This is a genomic window from Burkholderia semiarida (genome assembly GCF_029268935.1).
Taxonomy (GTDB): Bacteria; Pseudomonadota; Gammaproteobacteria; order Burkholderiales; family Burkholderiaceae; genus Burkholderia; species Burkholderia semiarida.
In genome coordinates this window covers 1,361,619-1,382,172 of sequence record NZ_JAHLCL010000007.1, presented here as the reverse complement: position 1 = coordinate 1,382,172, position 20,554 = coordinate 1,361,619, and the positions used below count along the sequence as shown (strand labels likewise).

At 66.5% G+C, this 20,554-nt stretch carries 23 protein-coding genes; 21 read left to right on the top strand and 2 right to left on the bottom strand.

The window, feature by feature from the left end; translation table 11 throughout:
• The first annotated feature begins 121 nt into the window (after nt 1-121).
• From KPB06_RS19270 to KPB06_RS19255, 4 genes are read left to right on the top strand one after another with little or no spacing between them, the layout of a single operon-like run.
• Nucleotides 122-1,126, top strand: coding sequence for an RluA family pseudouridine synthase (locus KPB06_RS19270; RefSeq protein ID WP_059574017.1), 1,005 nt, complete (start codon nt 122-124; stop codon nt 1,124-1,126).
• Between the two features lie 5 nt (nt 1,127-1,131).
• A complete protein-coding gene (locus KPB06_RS19265) occupies nt 1,132-1,791 on the top strand; it encodes an HAD-IA family hydrolase (RefSeq protein ID WP_104012361.1) in 660 nt (219 codons plus the stop codon).
• Nucleotides 1,788-2,189, top strand: coding sequence for a Rieske (2Fe-2S) protein (locus KPB06_RS19260; RefSeq protein WP_059574322.1), 402 nt, complete (start codon nt 1,788-1,790; stop codon nt 2,187-2,189). Before KPB06_RS19265 ends, KPB06_RS19260 begins: the two co-directional genes overlap by 4 nt.
• A gap of 12 nt (nt 2,190-2,201) precedes the next feature.
• A complete protein-coding gene (locus KPB06_RS19255) occupies nt 2,202-3,194 on the top strand; it encodes a S49 family peptidase (RefSeq protein WP_059574015.1) in 993 nt (330 codons plus the stop codon).
• Nucleotides 3,195-3,263: 69 nt separating this feature from the next.
• On the opposite strand, the gene KPB06_RS19250 is transcribed toward KPB06_RS19255, so the two are convergent.
• Nucleotides 3,264-3,986, bottom strand: coding sequence for an SAM-dependent methyltransferase (locus KPB06_RS19250; RefSeq protein ID WP_059574014.1), 723 nt, complete (start codon nt 3,984-3,986; stop codon nt 3,264-3,266).
• Nucleotides 3,983-4,615 (bottom strand): Maf-like protein, encoded by a 633-nt coding sequence (locus tag KPB06_RS19245; RefSeq protein ID WP_089464634.1) that lies wholly within the window; start codon nt 4,613-4,615, stop codon nt 3,983-3,985. Before KPB06_RS19245 ends, KPB06_RS19250 begins: the two co-directional genes overlap by 4 nt.
• Before the next feature lie 221 nt (nt 4,616-4,836).
• Here KPB06_RS19245 and KPB06_RS19240 point away from each other — a divergent pair, with 221 nt between their 5' ends.
• The 17 genes from KPB06_RS19240 (at nt 4,837) to rnc (ending at nt 20,512) form a co-directional block, all read left to right on the top strand.
• Entirely contained in the window at nt 4,837-5,472 is a 636-nt protein-coding gene (locus tag KPB06_RS19240; protein WP_059638276.1) for a YceD family protein, read from the top strand.
• A gap of 98 nt (nt 5,473-5,570) precedes the next feature.
• Nucleotides 5,571-5,750 carry a 50S ribosomal protein L32 gene (rpmF, locus tag KPB06_RS19235; protein ID WP_006051932.1) on the top strand — a complete coding sequence of 60 codons (180 nt, stop codon included), beginning with the start codon at nt 5,571-5,573 and terminating at the stop codon, nt 5,748-5,750.
• 129 nt (nt 5,751-5,879) lie between these two features.
• The gene (gene plsX, locus KPB06_RS19230; RefSeq protein WP_099316199.1) at nt 5,880-6,986 is read left to right on the top strand and encodes a phosphate acyltransferase PlsX; all 1,107 of its coding nucleotides are present in this window, start codon (nt 5,880-5,882) and stop codon (nt 6,984-6,986) included.
• On the top strand, nt 6,987-7,976 hold the full coding sequence (locus KPB06_RS19225) for a beta-ketoacyl-ACP synthase III (protein ID WP_006476506.1): 990 nt from the start codon (nt 6,987-6,989) through the stop codon (nt 7,974-7,976).
• 84 nt (nt 7,977-8,060) lie between these two features.
• Nucleotides 8,061-8,993 (top strand): ACP S-malonyltransferase, encoded by a 933-nt coding sequence (gene fabD, locus KPB06_RS19220; RefSeq protein WP_059574321.1) that lies wholly within the window; start codon nt 8,061-8,063, stop codon nt 8,991-8,993.
• Between the two features lie 36 nt (nt 8,994-9,029).
• A complete protein-coding gene (fabG, locus tag KPB06_RS19215) occupies nt 9,030-9,779 on the top strand; it encodes a 3-oxoacyl-ACP reductase FabG (RefSeq protein ID WP_059574010.1) in 750 nt (249 codons plus the stop codon).
• Between the two features lie 144 nt (nt 9,780-9,923).
• Complete coding sequence (acpP, locus tag KPB06_RS19210) at nt 9,924-10,163, top strand: acyl carrier protein (protein WP_004197638.1); 240 nt, start codon at nt 9,924-9,926, stop codon at nt 10,161-10,163.
• Nucleotides 10,164-10,327: 164 nt separating this feature from the next.
• A complete protein-coding gene (gene fabF, locus KPB06_RS19205; RefSeq protein WP_059574009.1) occupies nt 10,328-11,560 on the top strand; it encodes a beta-ketoacyl-ACP synthase II in 1,233 nt (410 codons plus the stop codon).
• An 11-nt stretch (nt 11,561-11,571) separates the two neighbouring features.
• A complete protein-coding gene (locus KPB06_RS19200) occupies nt 11,572-12,036 on the top strand; it encodes a hypothetical protein (RefSeq protein ID WP_104012358.1) in 465 nt (154 codons plus the stop codon).
• 91 nt (nt 12,037-12,127) lie between these two features.
• Complete coding sequence (rpoE, locus tag KPB06_RS19195; RefSeq protein ID WP_006490873.1) at nt 12,128-12,727, top strand: RNA polymerase sigma factor RpoE; 600 nt, start codon at nt 12,128-12,130, stop codon at nt 12,725-12,727.
• 86 nt (nt 12,728-12,813) lie between these two features.
• Nucleotides 12,814-13,431, top strand: a complete 618-nt coding sequence (locus KPB06_RS19190; protein ID WP_059574007.1) for a sigma-E factor negative regulatory protein — start codon at nt 12,814-12,816, stop codon at nt 13,429-13,431.
• 5 nt (nt 13,432-13,436) lie between these two features.
• A complete protein-coding gene (locus KPB06_RS19185; protein ID WP_059638278.1) occupies nt 13,437-14,489 on the top strand; it encodes a MucB/RseB C-terminal domain-containing protein in 1,053 nt (350 codons plus the stop codon).
• Nucleotides 14,490-14,505: 16 nt separating this feature from the next.
• Nucleotides 14,506-15,990 (top strand): DegQ family serine endoprotease, encoded by a 1,485-nt coding sequence (locus KPB06_RS19180; RefSeq protein WP_059574005.1) that lies wholly within the window; start codon nt 14,506-14,508, stop codon nt 15,988-15,990.
• 7 nt (nt 15,991-15,997) lie between these two features.
• Complete coding sequence (locus KPB06_RS19175) at nt 15,998-16,276, top strand: glutaredoxin family protein (RefSeq protein WP_104012357.1); 279 nt, start codon at nt 15,998-16,000, stop codon at nt 16,274-16,276.
• A 156-nt stretch (nt 16,277-16,432) separates the two neighbouring features.
• Nucleotides 16,433-18,226, top strand: a complete 1,794-nt coding sequence (lepA, locus tag KPB06_RS19170) for a translation elongation factor 4 (protein ID WP_021159691.1) — start codon at nt 16,433-16,435, stop codon at nt 18,224-18,226.
• 16 nt (nt 18,227-18,242) lie between these two features.
• On the top strand, nt 18,243-19,136 hold the full coding sequence (lepB, locus tag KPB06_RS19165) for a signal peptidase I (protein ID WP_059574003.1): 894 nt from the start codon (nt 18,243-18,245) through the stop codon (nt 19,134-19,136).
• A 152-nt stretch (nt 19,137-19,288) separates the two neighbouring features.
• Nucleotides 19,289-20,512 carry a ribonuclease III gene (rnc, locus tag KPB06_RS19160; protein ID WP_104012356.1) on the top strand — a complete coding sequence of 408 codons (1,224 nt, stop codon included), beginning with the start codon at nt 19,289-19,291 and terminating at the stop codon, nt 20,510-20,512.
• Nucleotides 20,513-20,554 lie beyond the last annotated feature (42 nt).

Here is a 20,554-nt window from a genome sequence, read left to right as displayed (position 1 = left end):
GGCGAGCAGCGGACCCCCGGCGCAAGTAAAATAGCGGTTTGCGCTTGCGCCTTGCCCGATTCAGCCGGGGCCGGCCGGTCAGGCCACCCACAACGTCAGGCTGGGCAAAATTATATTCAGTATGAATGAGTTAGGCAAAATATCCCAGAATTCGGTCGCAAGCGGCCAGGTATCGATGATCGAGATCGACGAAAACTCGGCCGGTCAGCGCATCGACAACTTCCTGTTGCGCGTCTGTAAAGGCGTGCCGAAAAGCCATATTTACCGGATCCTCCGCAGCGGCGAAGTGCGCGTGAACAAGGGCCGGATCGACGCGCAGTACCGCCTCGAGCTGGGCGACCTCGTCCGCGTGCCGCCGGTTCGCGTGGCGGCGGCCGACCTCGCGCGCGCCGACACGCCCGTCGTGCCGCCCGCGAATTTCGACGTGCTGTACGAGGACGACGCGATGCTCGTGATCGACAAGCCGGCCGGCGTCGCGGTCCACGGCGGCAGCGGCGTCGCGTTCGGCGTGATCGAGCAGATGCGCCAGGCGCGCCCGCGCGCGAAATTCCTCGAACTCGTGCACCGGCTCGACCGCGAGACGTCCGGGATCCTGATGCTCGCGAAGAAGCGTACGGCGCTCGTCGGGCTGCACGAGCAGATCCGCGAGAACCGGATGGACAAGCGCTACTTCGCCTGCGCGCACGGCGAATGGCAGCCCGACTGGGGGCGCCGCCGCGCGGTGAAGGCGCCGTTGTTCAAGTATTCGACCCCGGAAGGGGAGCGCCGCGTGCGCGTGCAGGACGATGGGCTGCCGTCGCATACGGTGTTCAACCTCGTCGACCGCTGGTCCGACTATGTGCTCGTCGAAGCGGAACTCAAAACGGGGCGGACCCATCAGATCCGGGTGCACCTCGCGCATCTCGGCCTGCCGATCGCCGGCGACGCCAAGTACGGCGATTTCGCACTGAACAAGGCGCTGGCGCGCGCGAACGCGCAGCCGTCGCTGAAACGGATGTTCCTGCATGCGCACCGCCTCAAGCTCGCCCATCCGCTGACCGGCGAGGCGCTGCAGTTCGATGCGCCGCTGCCGGCCGAGTGCCGGCGCTTCCTCGATCAACTCAGCGCATTGCGCGATACCGCCTGAACCGCATGGCCCGACAGCAATTTGACCTGATCGTCTTCGACTGGGACGGCACGCTGATGGATTCGACCGCGCACATCGCGCACAGCATCCAGGCCGCGTGCCGCGATCTCGGCTTGCCCGCGCCGTCCGACGAGGCGTCCCGCTACGTGATCGGCCTCGGCCTGCGCGACGCGCTGCAGATCGCCGCGCCGACCCTCGATCCGTCCGACTACGCGCGGCTGGCCGAGCGCTACCGCTATCACTATCTGCTCGACGACCAGCGCATCGAGCTGTTCGCCGGCGTCCGCGAGCTGCTCGCCGAGCTGCGCGACATGGGTTATCTGCTCGCCGTCGCGACGGGCAAGGGTCGGGTCGGGCTGAATCGTGTGCTCGACCAGTCGAAGCTGACGAGCTGGTTCGACGCGACGCGCTGCGCGGACGAGACGTTCTCGAAGCCGCATCCGGCGATGCTGCACGAGTTGTCGCGGGAATTGGGGCAGGACCTGTCGCGCACCGTGATGATCGGCGACACCACGCACGACCTGCAGATGGCCGCCAGCGCCGGCGCGGCCGGCGTCGGCGTGGCGTACGGCGCGCATACGGCCGATGCGCTGGCGGCGCTCACCCCGCGCTTCGTCGCGCCGGACGTCGGCACGCTGGCCGCATGGCTGCGGGAGCACGCATGAGCGCGGCGCCGGACGCCGTGCGCGTGTGCGCATCGAGCGCGCTGACCGACGGCGGCGCCGGCGTGCGCGTCGACGCGACGCTGCGCGGCGAGCAGGCCGTCGTGTTCTTCGTGCGCTACGACGGTCGCGCGTACGGCTACCTGAACCGCTGCGCGCACGTGCCGATGGAGCTCGACTGGGCCGAAGGGCAGTTCTTCGAGTCGTCGGGCCTCTATCTGATGTGCGCGACGCACGGTGCGATCTACGCGCCGGATACCGGCAAGTGCGTCGGCGGCCCGTGCCGCGGCGGCCGCTTGCGGCCGGTCGAGGTCGACGAGCGCGACACGCCCGACGGCCGTGCGGTATTCTGGGTGCCCGATGCCGATCTGCATCCCGCCACTTCCGCCACGACCGACTGACGACACCACTGCATGACCGATCAACCGAATTCCCCGGATTCCTCCGCCCGTCCCGACAGCCGTGAACCGAGCTGGGAGCGCGCGGCGCTCGAGCGGATCGCGCTCGCGGCCGTCAAGGAACAGCGCGCGGCACGGCGCTGGAAGATCTTCTTCCGCTTCGCGTTTCTCGGCGTGTTCGTGCTGTTCGCGTTCGCGCTGATCGATTTCTCGGGCGATTCGAAGCTCTCGTCGAGCGGGCGGCATACGGCGCTCGTGACGATCGACGGCGAGATCGCGGCCGGCGTCAACGCGAACGCCGACGACATCAACACGGCGCTCGACGCCGCGTTCGACGACGACGGCACGGTCGGCGTCGTGCTGCGGATCAACAGCCCGGGCGGCAGCCCGGTGCAGGCGGGCATGGTCTACGACGAGATCCGGCGGTTGCGCGGCAAGTATCCGGACAAGCCGCTGTACGTCGTCGTGACCGACATGTGCGCGTCGGGCGGTTATTACATCGCGTCCGCGGCCGACAAGATCTTCGTCGACAAGGCGAGCATCGTCGGGTCGATCGGCGTGCTGATGGACGGGTTCGGCTTCACCGGGCTGATGGGCAAGCTCGGCGTCGAGCGGCGCCTGCATACGTCGGGCGAAAACAAGGGCTTCTACGATCCGTTCTCGCCGGAAACGCCGAAGATGGACGCACACGCGCAGGCACTGCTCGACCAGGTGCACGCGCAGTTCATCAAGGCCGTGAAGGATGGCCGCGGCAAGCGCCTGCACGAGACGCCCGACATGTTCTCGGGCCTGTTCTGGACCGGCGAGAAGAGCGTCGAGCTCGGGCTCGCCGACGGCTATGGCACGACCGACACGGTCGCGCGCGACGTGCTGAAGGCGCCGGATCTGGTCGACTATACGGTGAAGGAAAGCCTGACGAATCGGGTCGCGCGCAAGTTCGGCGCGGCCGTCGGGGGCGCCGCGATGAAGGCGCTGACGGCCGGCGGCGCGGCGGTCAGCCTGCGCTGACGATCGACGGTACCCGGCGGGCCGCGATGGCCCGCCTTTCATTCAGTCAGCCGATCGCCGGTCGCGGCATCAGTTCGCGAGCAGCAGGAAGATCGCGGGGCGCTTGTGCAGATTCGGCGCGGGCGCCTTTTTCCAGTCCATGACGGTGCGGCTCGCGATCGTCTCGGTCGCGAGGGTCAGATCGGCCGCGACGCAGATCTGCGTCGACGGCGCGCAGGTCGCGACCAGCGTGTCCAGCATCGCGTGATTCCGGTACGGCGTTTCGATGAAGATCTGCGTCTGGCGCGCCTTGCGCGACAGTTGCTCGAGTTCGCGCAGGCGTTTCGCGCGCGCGGCCGCATCGACCGGCAGGTAGCCGTTGAACGCGAAGCTCTGGCCGTTCAGGCCCGACGCCATCAGCGCCAGCAGGATCGAGCTCGGCCCGACGAGCGGCACGACCTTCACGCCGCGCTCGTGCGCGCGGCGCACGAGCAGCGCGCCGGGATCGGCGACGGCCGGGCAGCCGGCCTCCGACACGAGACCGGCGTCCGCGCCGGCCAGCACGGGCGCGAGCAGCCGGTCGATGGCGCCGGCCGGCGTATTGACGTTCAGCTCGCTGATCTCGATTTCCTGGATCGGCCGCGTCGTACCGATCTTCTTCAGAAACGCGCGGGTCGTTTTCGCGTTCTCGCCGATGTAATAGCCGAGCGTGCCGGCGCGCGCCTGCACGGCGGCGGGCAGCACGGCGGCGAGCATCGATTCGTCGCCTTCGCCGAGCGTGTTCGGGACGAGATAAAGCGTGCCGGCGGTCATGCGCGGTCTCCTCGGGTGGTAGCGAACAACGGGTAGTCGGCGGCGCGCAGCATCCGCGTGAGGGCGATCAGCGGCAGGCCGACGAGCGCGGTCGGATCGTCCGAGTCGATCGCGTCGAGCAGCGCGATGCCGAGCCCTTCGGACTTCGCGCTGCCGGCCACGTCGTACGGCGTTTCCGCGCGCAGGTAGGCGTCGAGTTCGGCCTCGGGCAGCGAACGGAAGCGCACGTGCGTCACGATGTCCTCGACCTGCGCGTCGTCGGTGCGGCTGTCGTACAGGCAGAGCGCGCTGTGGAATTCGACTTCGCGGCCCTGCATCGACATGAGCTGCGCGAGTGCGCGCTCGTGCGTGCCGGGCTTGCCGATCTGATGCCCGTCGAAGGTCGCGACCTGATCCGACCCGATCACCAGTACGCCGTCCGGCGCATCGATCGTGGCGGCCACGGCGCGTGCCTTCGCGCCGGCGAGGCGCAGCGCGGTCGCGGCCGGCGTTTCGCCGGCGAGCGGAGTTTCGTCCAGGTCGGGCGACACGACGTCGAACGGCACGCCGAGGCGCTCGAGGAGCGCGCGGCGGTAACGGGAACTGGAAGCAAGAATCAGCCGCGGCGGGCGGCAAACGGTATCCGGCATGGTCGGTTGGATCGGTGAGTCGTCAGGTGTGGCGCGGCGTTGCGCGGACGCAAGCTTAAGTGATTGACCGCAAAAGGTAAAACAGGTATGCTTTCCCGCTTTTCGTCGGCAGGCTTTCGTTGTGGTGGCGCCTGCCGGTCTTCGGAAGTAAAGTGGGTCATCCTTCGATGAGCCCGGTGCCAGGCCGGATCCCGCAAGTCAGCCTGTAGGCAGGAGCGCGCATGAACACTTCTTCTGGCAAACCTGCGGCGGCGCTCGATCCGCACGCGGTCGACCTGTTCGAGTTCGCTCGCAGCGGGCGGCAGGCGGCTGGCGCGGTGCACCTGTCGCAACTGCCGCGCATGTTAAACGAAGTGCCGGCGGACGCGCCAGATCGCGACACGGTGTTTACGTGGCAGGCGGAAGGGTTCACGCAGAAGGAATTGCAGGACGACGGCACCGACGGCCAGCAGCCGTATCTGCGCCTCGCGGTGCACGGCCATGCGTGGCTCACGTGCCAGCGCTGCATGACGCCGTACGACCAGACGTTCGACGTTGACATGACGTACCGGATCGTCGCGACCGAAGAAGAAGCCGAGGAATTTCCGCTCGACGACGATGAAGCCGATGTGATCGTGGGCTCACGCCAGTTCGATCTCGTCGACTTGATCGAAGAGGAATTGCTGCTTTCGTTGCCGCTCGTGCCCAAGCACGAGGTTTGCCCGGCAGTTCACGAAAGCCTCGTGTCGGGTGCGAGCGGTCCCGCGGAAGAGACGGACGAGGCGTCCGACGAAGCCGGGGACGAAGGCAAACGGCCGAATCCGTTCGCAGCGCTGCAAGCGTTGAAGAAGGACGGTGACGGCACCAAGAAACACTAAGCAGTCGTGGCGCGGGAAGGCGTAAGGGCTTTGGGCCAGGGTAGTTAAGCGCCGGATCGGGCTGTGTTAGAATCCGGAAAATTATTTAGGAGTTAGTCATGGCAGTCCAGCAAAACAAGAAGTCGCCGTCGAAGCGCGGCATGCATCGTTCGCACGATTTCCTGACGGCAGCGCCGCTGGCAGTCGAGCCGAGCACGGGTGAAGTGCACCTGCGTCACCACGTCAGCCCGAACGGCTACTATCGCGGCAAGAAAGTCGTCAAGACGAAGAACGACTAAGCGTCAAGTCACGCGTTGCGCGCTACGTTCGCCGTTCGCGTGACAACTGGTTCGCTTGACACTTTCCTGGCTCAACAAGAAGGCGGCATTCAACTGCCGCTTTTTTGTGCCTGAAATTCGTCGCATTCCATGACCGTAAAGCTCACAATCGATTGCATGGGAGGCGACCACGGCCCGTCCGTGACCGTTCCCGCGGCAGTCAAGTTCGTCCGCGCGCATCCCGATGCGCACCTGATGCTCGTCGGCATCGAAAGCGCGATTCGCGCTCAGCTCAAGAAGCTGAAAGCCCTCGACGATCCCGCGTTGACCATCGTGCCCGCCACCGAAGTCGTGGCGATGGACGACCCTGTCGAAGTGGCGCTGCGCAAGAAGAAGGATTCTTCGATGCGCGTCGCGCTCAACCAGGTCAAGGAAGGCGCGGCGCAGGCCTGCATCTCCGCCGGCAATACCGGCGCGCTGATGGCCGTTTCCCGTTACGTACTCAAGACGCTGCCCGGCATCGAGCGGCCGGCGATCGCGTTCGCGCTGCCGAACCCGACCGGCTACACGATGATGCTGGACCTCGGCGCGAACGTCGACTGCGAACCGCAGCATCTGCTGCAGTTCGCGGAGATGGGACATGCGCTCGTGGCCGCGCTCGAAGGCAAGGAGCGCCCGACGATCGGCCTCTTGAACATCGGCGAAGAGGTCATCAAGGGCAACGAGACGATCAAGCGCGCAGGCGAGCTGCTGCGCGCCAGCACGCTCAACTTCCGCGGCAACGTGGAAGGCAACGACATCTACAAGGGCACCGTCGACGTGATCGTGTGCGACGGCTTCGTCGGCAACGTCGCGCTGAAGACGTCCGAAGGGCTCGCGCAGATGCTGTCGGACATCATCCGCGAGGAGTTCGGCCGTTCGCTGATGTCGAAGCTGATGGCGCTGCTCGCGCTGCCCGTGCTGATGCGTTTCAAGAAGCGCGTCGACCACCGCCAGTACAACGGCGCGGCGCTGCTGGGGCTGAAGAGCCTCGTGATCAAGAGCCACGGTTCGGCCGACGCCTACGCGTTTGAGTGGGCGATCAAACGCGGGTATGATGCCGTCAAAAACGGGGTGCTGGAGCGCCTCGCGCGCGCGATGGCGGATAATTCAGTGTCGCTCGGCGATGGCGAACACAACGCGGGCGGCTCGGGCCATGCAAGCCCGGCCCCAGGCCATCACGCCGAACCTTCCGCTGCGCAATCCTCTAAAGCATAAATGGCCCAATCGACTCTCTATTCCCGCGTGCTCGGCACGGGCAGCTATCTGCCGCCCGACCGCGTCACGAACCAGCAGTTGACCGATCGTCTCGCGAAGGAAGGCATCGAGACCAGCGATGAATGGATCGTGGCGCGCACGGGCATCCATGCGCGCCATTTCGCCGCACCGGACGTCACGACGAGCGATCTCGCGCTCGAGGCGTCGCGTCGTGCGATCGAGGCGGCCGGTGTCGATCCGCAGTCGATCGACCTGATCATCGTCGCGACTTCGACCCCCGATTTCGTGTTCCCGAGCACAGCGTGCCTGCTGCAGAACAAGCTCGGCATCAAGAACGGCGGCGCGGCGTTCGACGTGCAGGCCGTGTGTTCGGGCTTCGCGTACGCGATGGCGACGGCCGACAGCTTCATCCGCAGCGGCCAGCACCGTACGGCGCTGATCGTCGGTGCGGAGACGTTCTCGCGCATTCTCGACTTCAAGGACCGCACGACCTGCGTGCTGTTCGGCGACGGCGCGGGCGCGGTGATCCTGTCCGCATCGGAAGAGCCGGGCGTGCTCGGCAGCGCGCTGCACGCGGACGGCAGTTACTCGAACATCCTGTGCACGCCGGGCAACGTCAATCGCGGCGTGATCGACGGCAGCGCGTTCCTGCACATGGACGGGCAGGCCGTGTTCAAGCTCGCGGTCAACGTGCTCGAAAAGGTCGCGATCGAAGCGCTCGCGAAGGCGAATCTCGCGCCCGAGCAAATCGACTGGCTGATTCCGCACCAGGCCAACATCCGCATCATGACCAGCACCTGCCGCAAGCTCGGCCTGCCGCAGGAGCGCATGGTCGTGACGGTCGACCAGCACGGCAACACGTCGGCCGCGTCGATTCCGCTGGCGCTCGACGCCGCGGTGCGCGACGGCCGCATCCAGCGCGGCCAGCACGTGCTGATCGAAGGCGTCGGCGGCGGCTTCACCTGGGGCGCGTCGGTCTTCCGTTTCTGATCCGCGGCGCGCGATTTGCCGCGCGCGGATCCCGTCGGCGCGCCGCGCGTGCGCGCCGTCCGCATCGATTCAATTGGGGACGATATGAAATTTGCATTCGTTTTTCCGGGGCAGGGCTCGCAGGCGATCGGCATGCTCAACGCATTCGCCGATCTGGCCGTCGTGCGCGAGACGCTCCAGGAAGCGTCCGATGTGCTCAATCAGGATCTCGGCAAGCTGATCGCCGAAGGTCCGGCCGAAGAGCTGAACCTGACCACCAACACGCAGCCCGTGATGCTGACCGCCGCATACGCGTGCTATCGCGCGTGGCAGCAGGCAGGCGGCCCGGCGCCGTCGATCGTCGCCGGCCACAGCCTCGGTGAGTACACGGCGCTCGTCGCGGCCGGCGCGATTGCATTCAAGGACGCGGTGCCGCTCGTGCGCTTCCGGGCGCAGGCGATGCAGACGGCCGTGCCGGTCGGCCAGGGCGGCATGGCCGCGATCCTGGGCCTCGACGACGACACGGTGCGTGCGGTGTGCGCCGAGGCCGCGGAAGCGGGCGTCGTCGAAGCGGTGAACTTCAATGCGCCCGCGCAAGTCGTGATCGCAGGCAGCAAGGCCGCGGTCGAGAAGGCGTGCGAGATCGCGAAGGCGAAGGGCGCGAAGCGCGCGCTGCCGCTGCCGGTGTCGGCGCCGTTCCATTCGTCGCTGCTCAAGCCGGCGTCGGACCAGCTGCGCGACTACCTTGCGAACGTCGACGTGAAGGCGCCGCAGATTCCGGTCGTCAACAACATCGACGTCGCCGTGCTCAGCGATCCGGCCGCGATCAAGGATGCGCTGGTGCGCCAGGCCGCGGGGCCGGTGCGCTGGGTCGAGTGCGTGCGTCACATCGCGGGAACGGGCGTCACGCACGTGATCGAATGCGGTCCGGGCAAGGTGCTCGCCGGCCTGACGAAGCGCATCGACGGCAACCTGACGGGCGCGTCGGTGTTCGATCCGGCTTCGCTCGACGAAGCGCTCAAGCTCGCGACCGCCTGACGCGGCGCCTTTTCCCAAGCAACGGATATTCGATTCATGGACAAGACTCTCGATAAACAGGTTGCGATCGTGACCGGCGCGTCGCGCGGCATCGGCCGTGCGATTGCACTCGAACTCGCGCGCCTGGGCGCGACGGTGATCGGCACGGCGACGAGCGAATCGGGCGCCGCCGCGATCACCGCGGCGTTCGCGGAAGCGGGCGTCACGGGCCGCGGCGCGGTGCTGAACGTCAACGACGCGGCCGCCGCCGAGGCGCTGATCGATGCGACCGTGAAGGAATTCGGCGCGCTGAACGTGCTCGTCAACAACGCGGGCATCACGCAGGACCAACTCGCGATGCGGATGAAGGACGAGGACTGGGACGCGGTGATCGACACCAACCTGAAGTCGGTGTTCCGCCTGTCGCGCGCGGTGCTGCGCCCGATGATGAAGGCGCGCGGCGGCCGTATCATCAACATCACGTCGGTGGTCGGCTCGGCCGGCAATCCGGGTCAGGTCAACTACGCGGCGGCGAAGGCCGGCGTCGCGGGCATGACGCGCGCGCTCGCGCGCGAAATCGGCAGCCGCGGCATCACGGTGAACTGCGTGGCGCCGGGCTTCATCGACACCGACATGACGAAGACGCTGCCGGAAGAACAGCAGGCCGCGCTCAAGACCCAGATTCCGCTCGGCCGACTCGGCAGCCCGGAGGACATCGCCCATGCCGTCGCGTTCCTCGCATCGCCGCAGGCCGGTTACATCACCGGCACGACGCTGCACGTGAATGGCGGCATGTACATGTCGTAACGGTTTTCGTTTACCATCCGCGCCGTATCCCGTTTTTCAGGCGGACCGGCGCTTGATCGACCATCAAGCCAACGCGCGTTTTGGCGTCAGCAAACCTGATAAAATGCGCGCACTTGTAAATCTGAACTTTCCCTCGGAGGGGTAATGGACAACATCGAACAACGTGTCAAGAAGATCGTCGCTGAACAACTGGGCGTCGCGGAAGCCGAGATCAAGAACGAGGCTTCGTTCGTGAACGACCTGGGCGCGGACTCGCTCGACACGGTCGAACTGGTGATGGCGCTCGAAGACGAGTTCGGCATGGAAATCCCGGACGAAGAAGCAGAGAAGATCACGACCGTTCAGCAAGCGATCGACTACGCTCGCGCAAACGTCAAGGCGTAAGCGCCTTTCGCGCTTGTCCGCCACGTCGCCGCGATCTTCGCGATTGACGCGCCATCCTGCCGGCTTCGCGCCGGACGGACTAACAGCCACAGGGCTCGCAGGGCTGGTTCCTGTGGCCACTGTGGCTTTTGTTTTTGTCATCCAATAATGGAAAAGAGGTTACCGTGAGCCGCCGTCGTGTTGTCGTTACAGGCCTGGGGCTGATTTCGCCTGTTGGCAATAATGTTGCCGACGGCTGGGCCAATCTCGTCGCCGGCAAGTCCGGTATCGCCACCGTCACGAAGTTCGATGCGTCGAACCTCGCCTGCCATTTCGCGGGCGAAGTGAAGGGTTTCAGCGCCGAGGAGTACATCCCGGCGAAGGAAGCCCGGAACATGGATACGTTCATCCATTACGGCATCGCCGCCGGCGTCCAGGCCATGCGGGACAGCGGGCTGGAAGTGACCGAAGCCAACGCGGAACGCATCGGCGTGCTGGTGGGTTCCGGCATCGGCGGCCTGCCGATGATCGAAGATACGCACCAGACCTACGTCGATCGCGGCGCACGCCGGATTTCGCCGTTCTTCGTGCCGGGTTCGATCATCAACATGATCTCGGGTCACCTGAGCATCATGTTCGGCCTGAAGGGCCCGAACCTCGCGGCCGTGACGGCCTGCACGACCGGCCTGCACAGCATCGGCCTCGCCGCGCGCCTGATCCAGGCCGGCGACGCCGACGTGATGGTCGCGGGCGGCGCCGAATCGACGGTGTCGCCGCTCGGCATCGGTGGCTTCGCGGCGGCGCGCGCGCTGTCGACGCGCAACGACGATCCGGCCACCGCGTCGCGTCCGTGGGACAAGGACCGCGACGGCTTCGTGCTGGGCGAGGGCTCCGGCGTGATGGTGCTCGAAGAGTACGAGGCGGCGAAGGCGCGCGGCGCGAAGATCTACGCGGAAGTCTCGGGCTTCGGCATGACGGGCGATGCGTACCACATGACCGCGCCGAACATGGACGGCCCGCGCCGCTGCATGGTCGCGGCGCTGCGCGACGCCGGCGTGAACCCGGATGAAGTTCAGTACCTGAACGCGCACGGCACGTCGACGCCGCTGGGCGACAAGAACGAGTCGGACGCGGTGAAGGCGGCCTTCGGCGAGCACGCGTACAAGATGGTGGTGAACTCGACGAAGTCGATGACGGGCCACCTGCTGGGTGGCGCGGGCGGCCTCGAATCGGTGTTCACGGTGCTGGCGCTGCACAACAACGTGTCGCCGCCGACCATCAACATCTTCAACCAGGATCCCGAGTGCGATCTCGATTACTGCGCGAACACCGCACGTGACATGAAGATCGACGTGGCCGTGAAGAACAACTTCGGCTTCGGCGGTACCAACGGCACGCTGGTGTTCAAGCGCGTCTGACGCTGAATCGCTTGACGAGTCCATTCGATGCTCCGGCCGGGCGTCCGCAGCGCTTTGCGTTGCGGGCCTCGGCCGTGTCGTATTTCGTGCTGGCCGCGTTCGTCGCGTCGGCTGCCGCCTCGGCGTACCTGTTCTGGGCGCCGCGCGCGGGCGCTGCCGCCGGCGCGGGCGTGTCGGCCGTGACGGCTGCACTGCTGGCCGTATGCGCGGTGCGGGCTTGCGCCCGCCGGCTGCCGGCGGAGTTGCGGATCGATGCGTTCGGGGAGATCGCGGCGTTTGGCCGCACCGGGCGCTTGCTGGCCCGCGGCCGCGTGACGGGCCACGCGCACTGGAGCAGCCTGCTGCTGGTGCTGTCGGTCGGGCAGGGCGCCCGGCGCGCCCGGCCGCTGCTGATTCCGGCCGACGCGCTCGATGCCGCGTCGTTCAGCGCGCTGTCGGTGCTGGCGAGAACGGCCGGGGCGGCGGGGCGGACATGACGACGGCATGGTTACCGACCGTAACCAGCGGCCGGCGCCGGAACGCTACAATAACGCTCCGCGTTGCATCCCTAGTTAACGGATTTGTCAGGTGAGTGAAAAAGAAATCGATCAGGCTCTGGTCGAGCGCGTACAGAAGGGCGACAAGGCGGCGTTCGAACTCCTGGTCTCCAAATACCACCGCAAGATCATTCGGCTGATCTCGCGCCTCGTGCGGGATCCCGCCGAGGTCGAGGATGTGGCCCAGGACGCGTTCATCAAGGCGTATCGTGCGCTGCCGCAATTCCGCGGCGAATCGGCGTTCTATACGTGGTTGTACCGAATTGCCGTCAACACGGCGAAGAACTACCTTGCGACGCAAGGCCGCCGGGCGCCGACCTCCACCGAGGCCGATGCGGAGGAAGCGGAAACTTTCTCCGACGCAGACCAACTAAGGGATATCAACACGCCTGAGTCGATGTTGATGAGCAAGCAGATTGCCGAGACGGTCAACGCTGCGATGGCTCTGCTGCCCGAGGAACTGCGTCAGGCAATCACGCTGCGCGAGATCGAGGGCCTGAGCTACGAAGAGATCGCGGAAATGATGGGCTGTCCGATCGGGACGGTCCGCTCGCGGATCTTCCGCGCGCGCGAAGCAATCGCTGCCAAATTGCGTCCGCTGCTCGATACGCCCGAAGGCAAGCGCTGGTAAGCGCGACGGGCGGAACGACGCGGGTCGGGGTCTAGTTACGGATAGAGTCGTGAAGTCACGACGGGGTGTGCAAGATGGGGAGCATCATGGGGTCGGTCAATACGCAATCGCAGGCGTGCTCGCGCGGCGAGCGCCTTTCCGCGCTGGTCGACGGCGAAATGTTCGATGGCCCGGATCACGGGCAGTTTCTGGCTGAGCTCGACCGCGCGGATCGCGCTGCGTGGGCCCATTACCACCTGATCGGCGATGCGCTGCGCTCGGACGAGCTCGCGCTGCCGCCCGCGCTGAGCGTCGCGTTCACCGCGCGCATGTCGGCCGCGCTCGAAAGCGAGCCGCACCTGCTGGCGCCGGCGGCCGCGCCGGTCGCGCGCAAGCTGCTGTCGCTGCGCCGCCGTGTCGTGCCCGCGTTCGCGGTGGCCGCCGCGGCCGCCACGCTGACGTGGATCGTCGTCCCGCAGATGCAGACGGCCGGTGCGCCGGGCGCCGTCCAGGTCGCGTCGGCAGGCGCGCCGCAAAACGGCAACCTGCAGCGCGTGACGGTTGCGCAGGCATCGGCCCAGCCGGGCCTGCAGGACGTCAACATCATTCGCGACGCCAGCCTCGACCAATACCTTGAAGCGCACCAGCAATTCGCGCAGCAGCCCGTCGTCACGGGTTCGATGCCGCTGATCCGCGCTGCCGTGACCACCACGCCAGGCCAATAAACCCGATGCGGACATTGCAGTTGAATCACGCCATCTCCGGATGGAAGCGGCTGCCGGCCCTCCTGCTTTGCGCAGCCGCCCTGTTGTCCGTTCAATCCCTTCCCGCCAGCGCCCAGCAACCGGACGATCCCCTCGCCACCCGCAAGGGCGCCGCGGACTGGCTCGACCGCGTCCAGCAGGCGGCGCAGCAGCAGAGCTACGAAGGGACGTTCGTCTACCAGCGCGGCGGGTATGTACAGTCGTCGCGCATTGCGCACGTCGCGTCCCGCGACGGCGAGTTCGAGCGGATCGAGACGCTCGACGGCAAGCCGCGCAAGCTGTTGCGGCATAACGACGAGCTGTACACGTTCGTACCCGAGCGCAAGCTGTGCGTGGTCGAGCGTCGCCAGACGCGCGATTCCTTTCCGGCGCTGCTCGGCGCGAGCGGCGAGCACGTGATGTCCGTCTACGATGCGAAGCCGCTCGGCAAGGACCGCGTGGCCGGGATCGACGCGCAGGTCGTCGAGCTCGTGCCGAAGGATGCGTACCGTTTCACGTACAAGCTGTGGGCCGACGCCCGCACCGGGCTGCTGCTGCGTTCGCAGACGCTCGACGCGAACGATCACGTGCTCGAGCAGATCGCGTTCTCGCAATTGCAGACGGGCGGTGCAAGCGGCGACAAGGCCGCGATTGCCGCCGGCATGCGCAACCTGAACGGCTGGACGGTCGTGCGCCCGCCGGTCGCGACGGTCGACATGGAAGCGCAGGGCTGGCAGCTCGCGCCGAGCGTGGCCGGCTTCCAGAAGATTCGTGAAGTGCGCCGGCCGATGGCCGCGCGCGATGCGGGCGATCCGCCGATCCCGGTCGATCAGGCCGTTTTCACCGACGGCCTCGCGACGGTCTCGGTCTTCATCGAGCCGGCCGAGAAAAATACGCGCAAGGAAGGCGCGGGCAGCACCGGTGCGACGCACGTTCTCGTGAAGCGTCGCGGCGACTACTGGGTCACCGTGCTCGGCGAAGTGCCGCCGGCAACGTTGCAGCAGTTCGCGTCTGCCATAGAATACAAGGCTTCCAAGTAACGCTACGGCTTCCGACATGACGAAACTCACGCTGCGCAAAGTGCTCGCGGCGGCGGCGCTGTGTGCCTGCCTGCCGCTCGTCCCGCAAACCGCGGTCGCTGTCACGCCTCCGGCTGCCAGCCTGCCCGATTTCGCCGACCTCGTCGAAAAGGTGGGCCCCGCGGTCGTGAACATCCGGACTACCGCGAACGTGCCGGTACCCGGCCCGCGCGGCGTGCTCCCGCCTGGCTTCGACAACGGCGACATGTCGGAATTCTTCCGGCGCTTCTTCGGCATTCCGCTGCCGCAGGCGCCCGGCAACGGCGGCAATCCGAAGAACGCGCCGACGCCGGACAATCCGCCCGACACCGAGCAGAACCGCGGCGTCGGCTCGGGCTTCATCGTGTCGGCCGACGGGTACGTGATGACCAATGCGCACGTCGTCGACGATGCGGACACCATCTACGTGACGCTGACCGACAAGCGCGAATTCAAGGCGAAGCTGATCGGCGTCGACGATCGCACGGACGTCGCGGTCGTCAAGATCCAGGCGTCGAACCTGCCGGTCGTCGCGATCGGCGATTCGAACAAGGTGCGCGTCGGCGAGTGGGTCGTCGCGATCGGTTCGCCGTTCGGCCTCGACAACACGGTCACGGCCGGCATCGTCAGCTCGAAGAGCCGCAACACGGGCGACTACCTGCCGTTCATCCAGACCGACGTCGCGGTGAACCCCGGCAACTCGGGCGGGCCGCTGATCAACATGCAGGGCGAGGTGATCGGCATCAACTCGCAGATCTACAGCCGGACCGGCGGCTTCATGGGCATTTCGTTCGCGATTCCGATCGACGAGGCGATGCGCGTGGCCGACCAGCTGAAGGCGACGGGCAAGGTCACGCGCGGCCGGATCGCGGTGGCGATCGGCGAGGTGACGAAGGACGTGGCCGACTCGATCGGGCTGCCGAAGGCCGAGGGCGCGCTCGTCAGCAGCGTCGAGCCGGGCGGTCCGGCCGACAAGGCGGGCATCCAGCCGGGCGACATCATCCTGAAGTTCAACGGCCGTCCGGTCGATGCGGCGTCCGATCTGCCGCGCATGGTCGGCGACACGAAGCCCGGCACGAAGGCGACGGTCAGCGTGTGGCGCAAGGGTCAGGCACGCGATCTGCCGATTACGATCGCCGAGACGCCGGCCGAGTCGACGGCGAAGGCCGAGCAGCGCAAGAACGCGCCGCAGAAGCCGCGCCAGAGCAATTCGCTCGGCCTGACGGTCAGCGACCTGACGGCGGAGCAGATGAAGACGCTGAAGCTGAAGAACGGCGTGCAGATCGACGGCGTCGACGGCCCGGCCGCCCGGGCGGGCCTGCAGCGCGGCGACATCGTGCTGCGCGTCGGCGACACCGACATCACGAGCGCGAAGCAGTTCGCCGACGTGACCGCGCAGCTCGACCCGCAGAAGGCGGTCGCGGTGCTCGTGCGGCGCGGCGACAACACGCAGTTCGTGCCCGTGCGGCCGCGCCAGAAGTAACCCGCCGATGTTCACGCTCTACGGCCGCGGCTGGTGCCACCTGTGCGACGACATGCGCGACGCACTGGCGCCGGTCGCGGCCGAATTCGGCGTCGCGATCGACTACGTCGACATCGATACCGATGCGGCGCTCGTCGCGCGTTATGATGAGGACGTGCCCGTGCTGCTGCTGGACGGCGCGCAAGTGTGCCGCCATCGGTTCGACGATGCTCGGGTGCGCGACGCGCTGGCAGCCCGGCGCGATGCTGGCACGCCGCCGGCCGGCGCTGCATTGCATGGGGCTTGATCCGGCGGGCGGCCCCGCCGGCGCCCCGCGTGGCGGGCCGTCCGAAATCCCGCCCGGCGTAAGCCTTTTCGGCTAAAATAAGCCGTTTTTTCACCGACTTACACAAGGCGTGCTCCGCAGTCGTCGAGCGCGCCTTTTTCGCTTGATCGGCACTGAATGGATCATATTCGCAATTTCTCGATCATCGCGCACATCGACCACGGCAAGTCGACGCTCGCGGATCGCATCATCCAGGTATGCGGCGGCCTCGCCGACCGTGAAATGGAAGCGCAGGTGCTCGACTCGATGGACATCGAGCGCGAGCGCGGCATCACGATCAAGGCGCAGACGGCTGCACTGTCGTATCGCGCCCGCGACGGCAAGGTCTACAACCTGAACCTGATCGACACGCCGGGGCACGTCGACTTCTCGTACGAGGTCAGCCGTTCGCTGTCCGCGTGCGAAGGCGCGCTGCTCGTGGTCGACGCGAGCCAGGGCGTCGAGGCGCAGACGGTCGCGAACTGCTACACGGCGATCGAGCTCGGCGTCGAGGTCGTGCCCGTGCTGAACAAGATCGACCTGCCGGCCGCGAACCCTGAGAACGCGATCGAGGAGATCGAGGACGTGATCGGCATCGACGCGACCGACGCGACGCGCTGCAGCGCGAAGACGGGGCTCGGCGTCGAGGACGTGCTCGAGGCGCTGATCGCGAAGGTGCCGCCGCCGAAGGGCGATCCGGCCGCGCCGCTGCAGGCGCTGATCATCGATTCGTGGTTCGACAACTACGTCGGCGTCGTGATGCTCGTGCGCATCGTCAACGGCACGCTGCGCCCGAAGGACAAGATCAAGATGATGGCGACCGGCGCGCAGTATCCGGTCGAGCACGTCGGCGTGTTCACGCCGAAGTCGCGCAATCTCGAATCGCTGTCGGCCGGGCAGGTGGGCTTCATCATCGCCGGCATCAAGGAACTGACGGCCGCGAAGGTCGGCGATACCGTCACGCACGCGACCAAGGCCGCTGCCGAGCCGCTGCCGGGCTTCAAGGAAGTGAAGCCGCAGGTGTTCGCGGGGCTGTATCCGGTCGAGGCGAACCAGTACGACGCGCTGCGCGAATCGCTCGAGAAGCTGAAGCTGAACGACGCATCGCTGCAGTACGAGCCTGAAGTGTCGCAGGCGCTCGGCTTCGGTTTCCGCTGCGGCTTCCTCGGGCTGCTGCACATGGAAATCGTGCAGGAGCGGCTCGAGCGCGAATTCGACATGGATCTCATCACGACCGCGCCGACGGTCGTCTACGAGGTCGTGCAGAGCGACGGCTCGACGATCATGGTCGAGAACCCGGCGAAGATGCCGGAGCCCGGCCGCATCGCCGAAGTCCGCGAGCCGATCGTCACCGTGAACCTGTACATGCCGCAGGATTACGTCGGCTCGGTGATCACGCTGTGCGAGCAGAAGCGCGGCTCGCAGATCAACATGCAGTATCACGGCCGCCAGGTGCAGCTCACGTACGAGATCCCGATGGCCGAGATCGTGCTCGACTTCTTCGATCGCCTGAAGTCGGTGTCGCGCGGCTATGCGTCGATGGACTACGAGTTCAAGGAATACCGTTCGTCGGACGTCGTGAAGGTCGACATGCTGATCAACGGCGACAAGGTCGATGCGCTGTCGATCATCGTGCACCGGTCGCAGTCGCAATACCGCGGCCGCGAAGTCGCCGCGAAGATGCGCGAGATCATTCCGCGCCAGATGTACGACGTGGCGATCCAGGCCGCGATCGGCGCGCACATCGTCGCGCGCGAGAACATCAAGGCGCTGCGCAAGAACGTGCTCGCGAAGTGCTACGGCGGCGACATCACGCGGAAGAAGAAACTGCTCGAGAAGCAGAAAGAAGGTAAGAAACGCATGAAGCAGGTGGGTTCGGTCGAGATCCCGCAGGAGGCGTTCCTCGCGATCTTGCGCGTCGAAGACAAATAACAGGACTGATCCTTTTATGAATTTTGCGCTGATTCTTTTTGTGCTCGTCGTCGTGACGGGCGTAGCGTGGGTGCTGGACAAACTGGTGTTCCTGCCGCGGCGTCGCAAGGCGGCCGATTCGGCGATCGAGGAGTTCGATCGCCAGCAGTCGCGCATCGACAAGCGTTTCGCGGACGAAAACGCGGCGCAGACGCGCTCGAAGCTGCGTGACGAAAAGCTGCGTCAGCCGTGGTGGCTCGAGTACACGGCGAGTTTCTTTCCGGTGATCCTGGCCGTGTTCGTCGTGCGTTCGTTCGTCGTCGAGCCGTTCAAGATTCCGTCGGGGTCGATGGTGCCGACGCTGCTCGTCGGCGACTTCATCCTCGTCAACAAGTTCGAGTACGGGCTGCGCCTGCCGGTCACCAACACGAAGATCACGCAGGGCAGCCCGCTGTCGCGCGGCGACGTCGTCGTGTTCCGCTATCCGAAGGACGAATCGGTCGACTACATCAAGCGCGTGATCGGCCTGCCGGGCGATACGGTCGCGTATCAGGACAAGCAGTTGACGATCAACGGCCAGCCGGTGCCCGAAGCGCCGCTGCCCGATTACTTCGACGACGAGCGACAGAATTACGCGAAGCAGTTCGAGGAAACGATCGGCAACAAGAAGAACGCGATCCTCAACAACCCGGCCGTGCCGCCGTTCGTGATGGGCGCATACGACTATCCGTATCGCGACAACTGCACGTACAACAGCCGCGGCGTGATCTGCAAGGTGCCGCCCGGTCACTACTTCATGATGGGCGACAACCGCGACAACAGCGCGGACAGCCGCTACTGGGGTTTCGTGCCGGACCGGAACATCGTCGGCCGCGCGTTCTTCATCTGGATGAACTTCAGCGACCTGAAGCGCATCGGTTCCTTCAACTGATGCATTGATTCACACGCACTACGCGACGCACGGGCCGCGTCGCGTATTGCCGAACTACTTTAAGAACCGGCGGTAACACCGCCTCGTCACGCCTTTTCGTGTCCGGCCGTGCCGTTTCGGCCCGACCGGGCGCCCGCGTTATACTCCTGCACATGCCCCTATCCCAGTTGGAAAGCCGGCTGCGCTACGAATTTCGCAATGCGGAATTGTTGCGCCAGGCTTTGACCCATCGCAGTCACAGTGCCACGCACAACGAACGGCTCGAGTTTCTCGGCGATTCCGTTCTGAATTGCGCGGTGGCCGCCCTTTTGTTCCAGCGCTTCGGCAAGCTGGACGAAGGCGACCTGTCGCGCGTACGCGCCAACCTCGTCAAACAGCAGTCGCTGTATGAAATTGCTCAGGCCCTCAATATCTCGGACGGCCTGCGGCTGGGCGAGGGCGAGCTGCGCAGCGGCGGTTTCCGCCGCCCGTCGATCCTCGCGGACGCATTCGAAGCCATCATCGGGGCCGTGTTCCTCGATGGCGGCTTCGAAGCCGCCCAAGGGGTCATCAAGCGCCTCTATATCCCGATTCTCGACCACATCGATCCCCGCACGCTCGGCAAGGACGCGAAGACGCTGCTGCAGGAATACCTGCAGGGGCACAAGATCGCGCTGCCGACCTATACGGTCGTCGCGACGCATGGTGCGGCGCACAATCAGCAGTTCGAGGTCGAATGCACGGTGCCGAAGCTGGACGTGAAGGTATCGGGCTCCGGCGCGAGCCGGCGCGCGGCCGAGCAGGCCGCCGCGAAGAAGGCGCTCGACGAGGTGATGGCGGCCGCGCCGATGCTGGCCGCGAAGCCGAAGCGCTCGAAAAACGCGCGCGGGTCGAAGCATGTCGAACCCGAGATCGTGCCGGGCGTGAAGGGCGTGCAGGAAGCGCTCGACCTGCGCTCGCCCGAGCGGAAGGAGCGTGCGGCGGCGCGCGAGGCGAGGGCGGGCGGCGCGGTACCGGCCGTAACGGTTGCGACGGCTGGCGCCGAACCGGCCGTCGCGCCGATGGCCGCGATTCGCGCGGCGCATGTCGAACCGGCGGCGGACAAGGGCGAACGGGCGGCGAAGCCGGCGGCTGACAAAGTTGCCGACAAACCGGCCGAGCGGCCCGACAAGGCCGCGGAAAAGCCCGCCGAGGCCGCGCCTCGCGCAGCCGACAAGCCGGCCGGCCACGCAGCCGATCCGGCATCGTCGCCGGCCGACAAGCCTGCCGCGGGGGGCGACTCCGCCGTGCGTACGCCGGCGCGCGCACGCGATGCCGCGGCGCCCGACGCCGAGACGCCACCCGGCGGCGCGAGCCTTGCTGCCGCGCAGGCGCGCGTGGCCGATGCCGACCACTGAATTGCCCATCGATCGTGCCGCGCGCCGCGCGGCCGTTTCCGA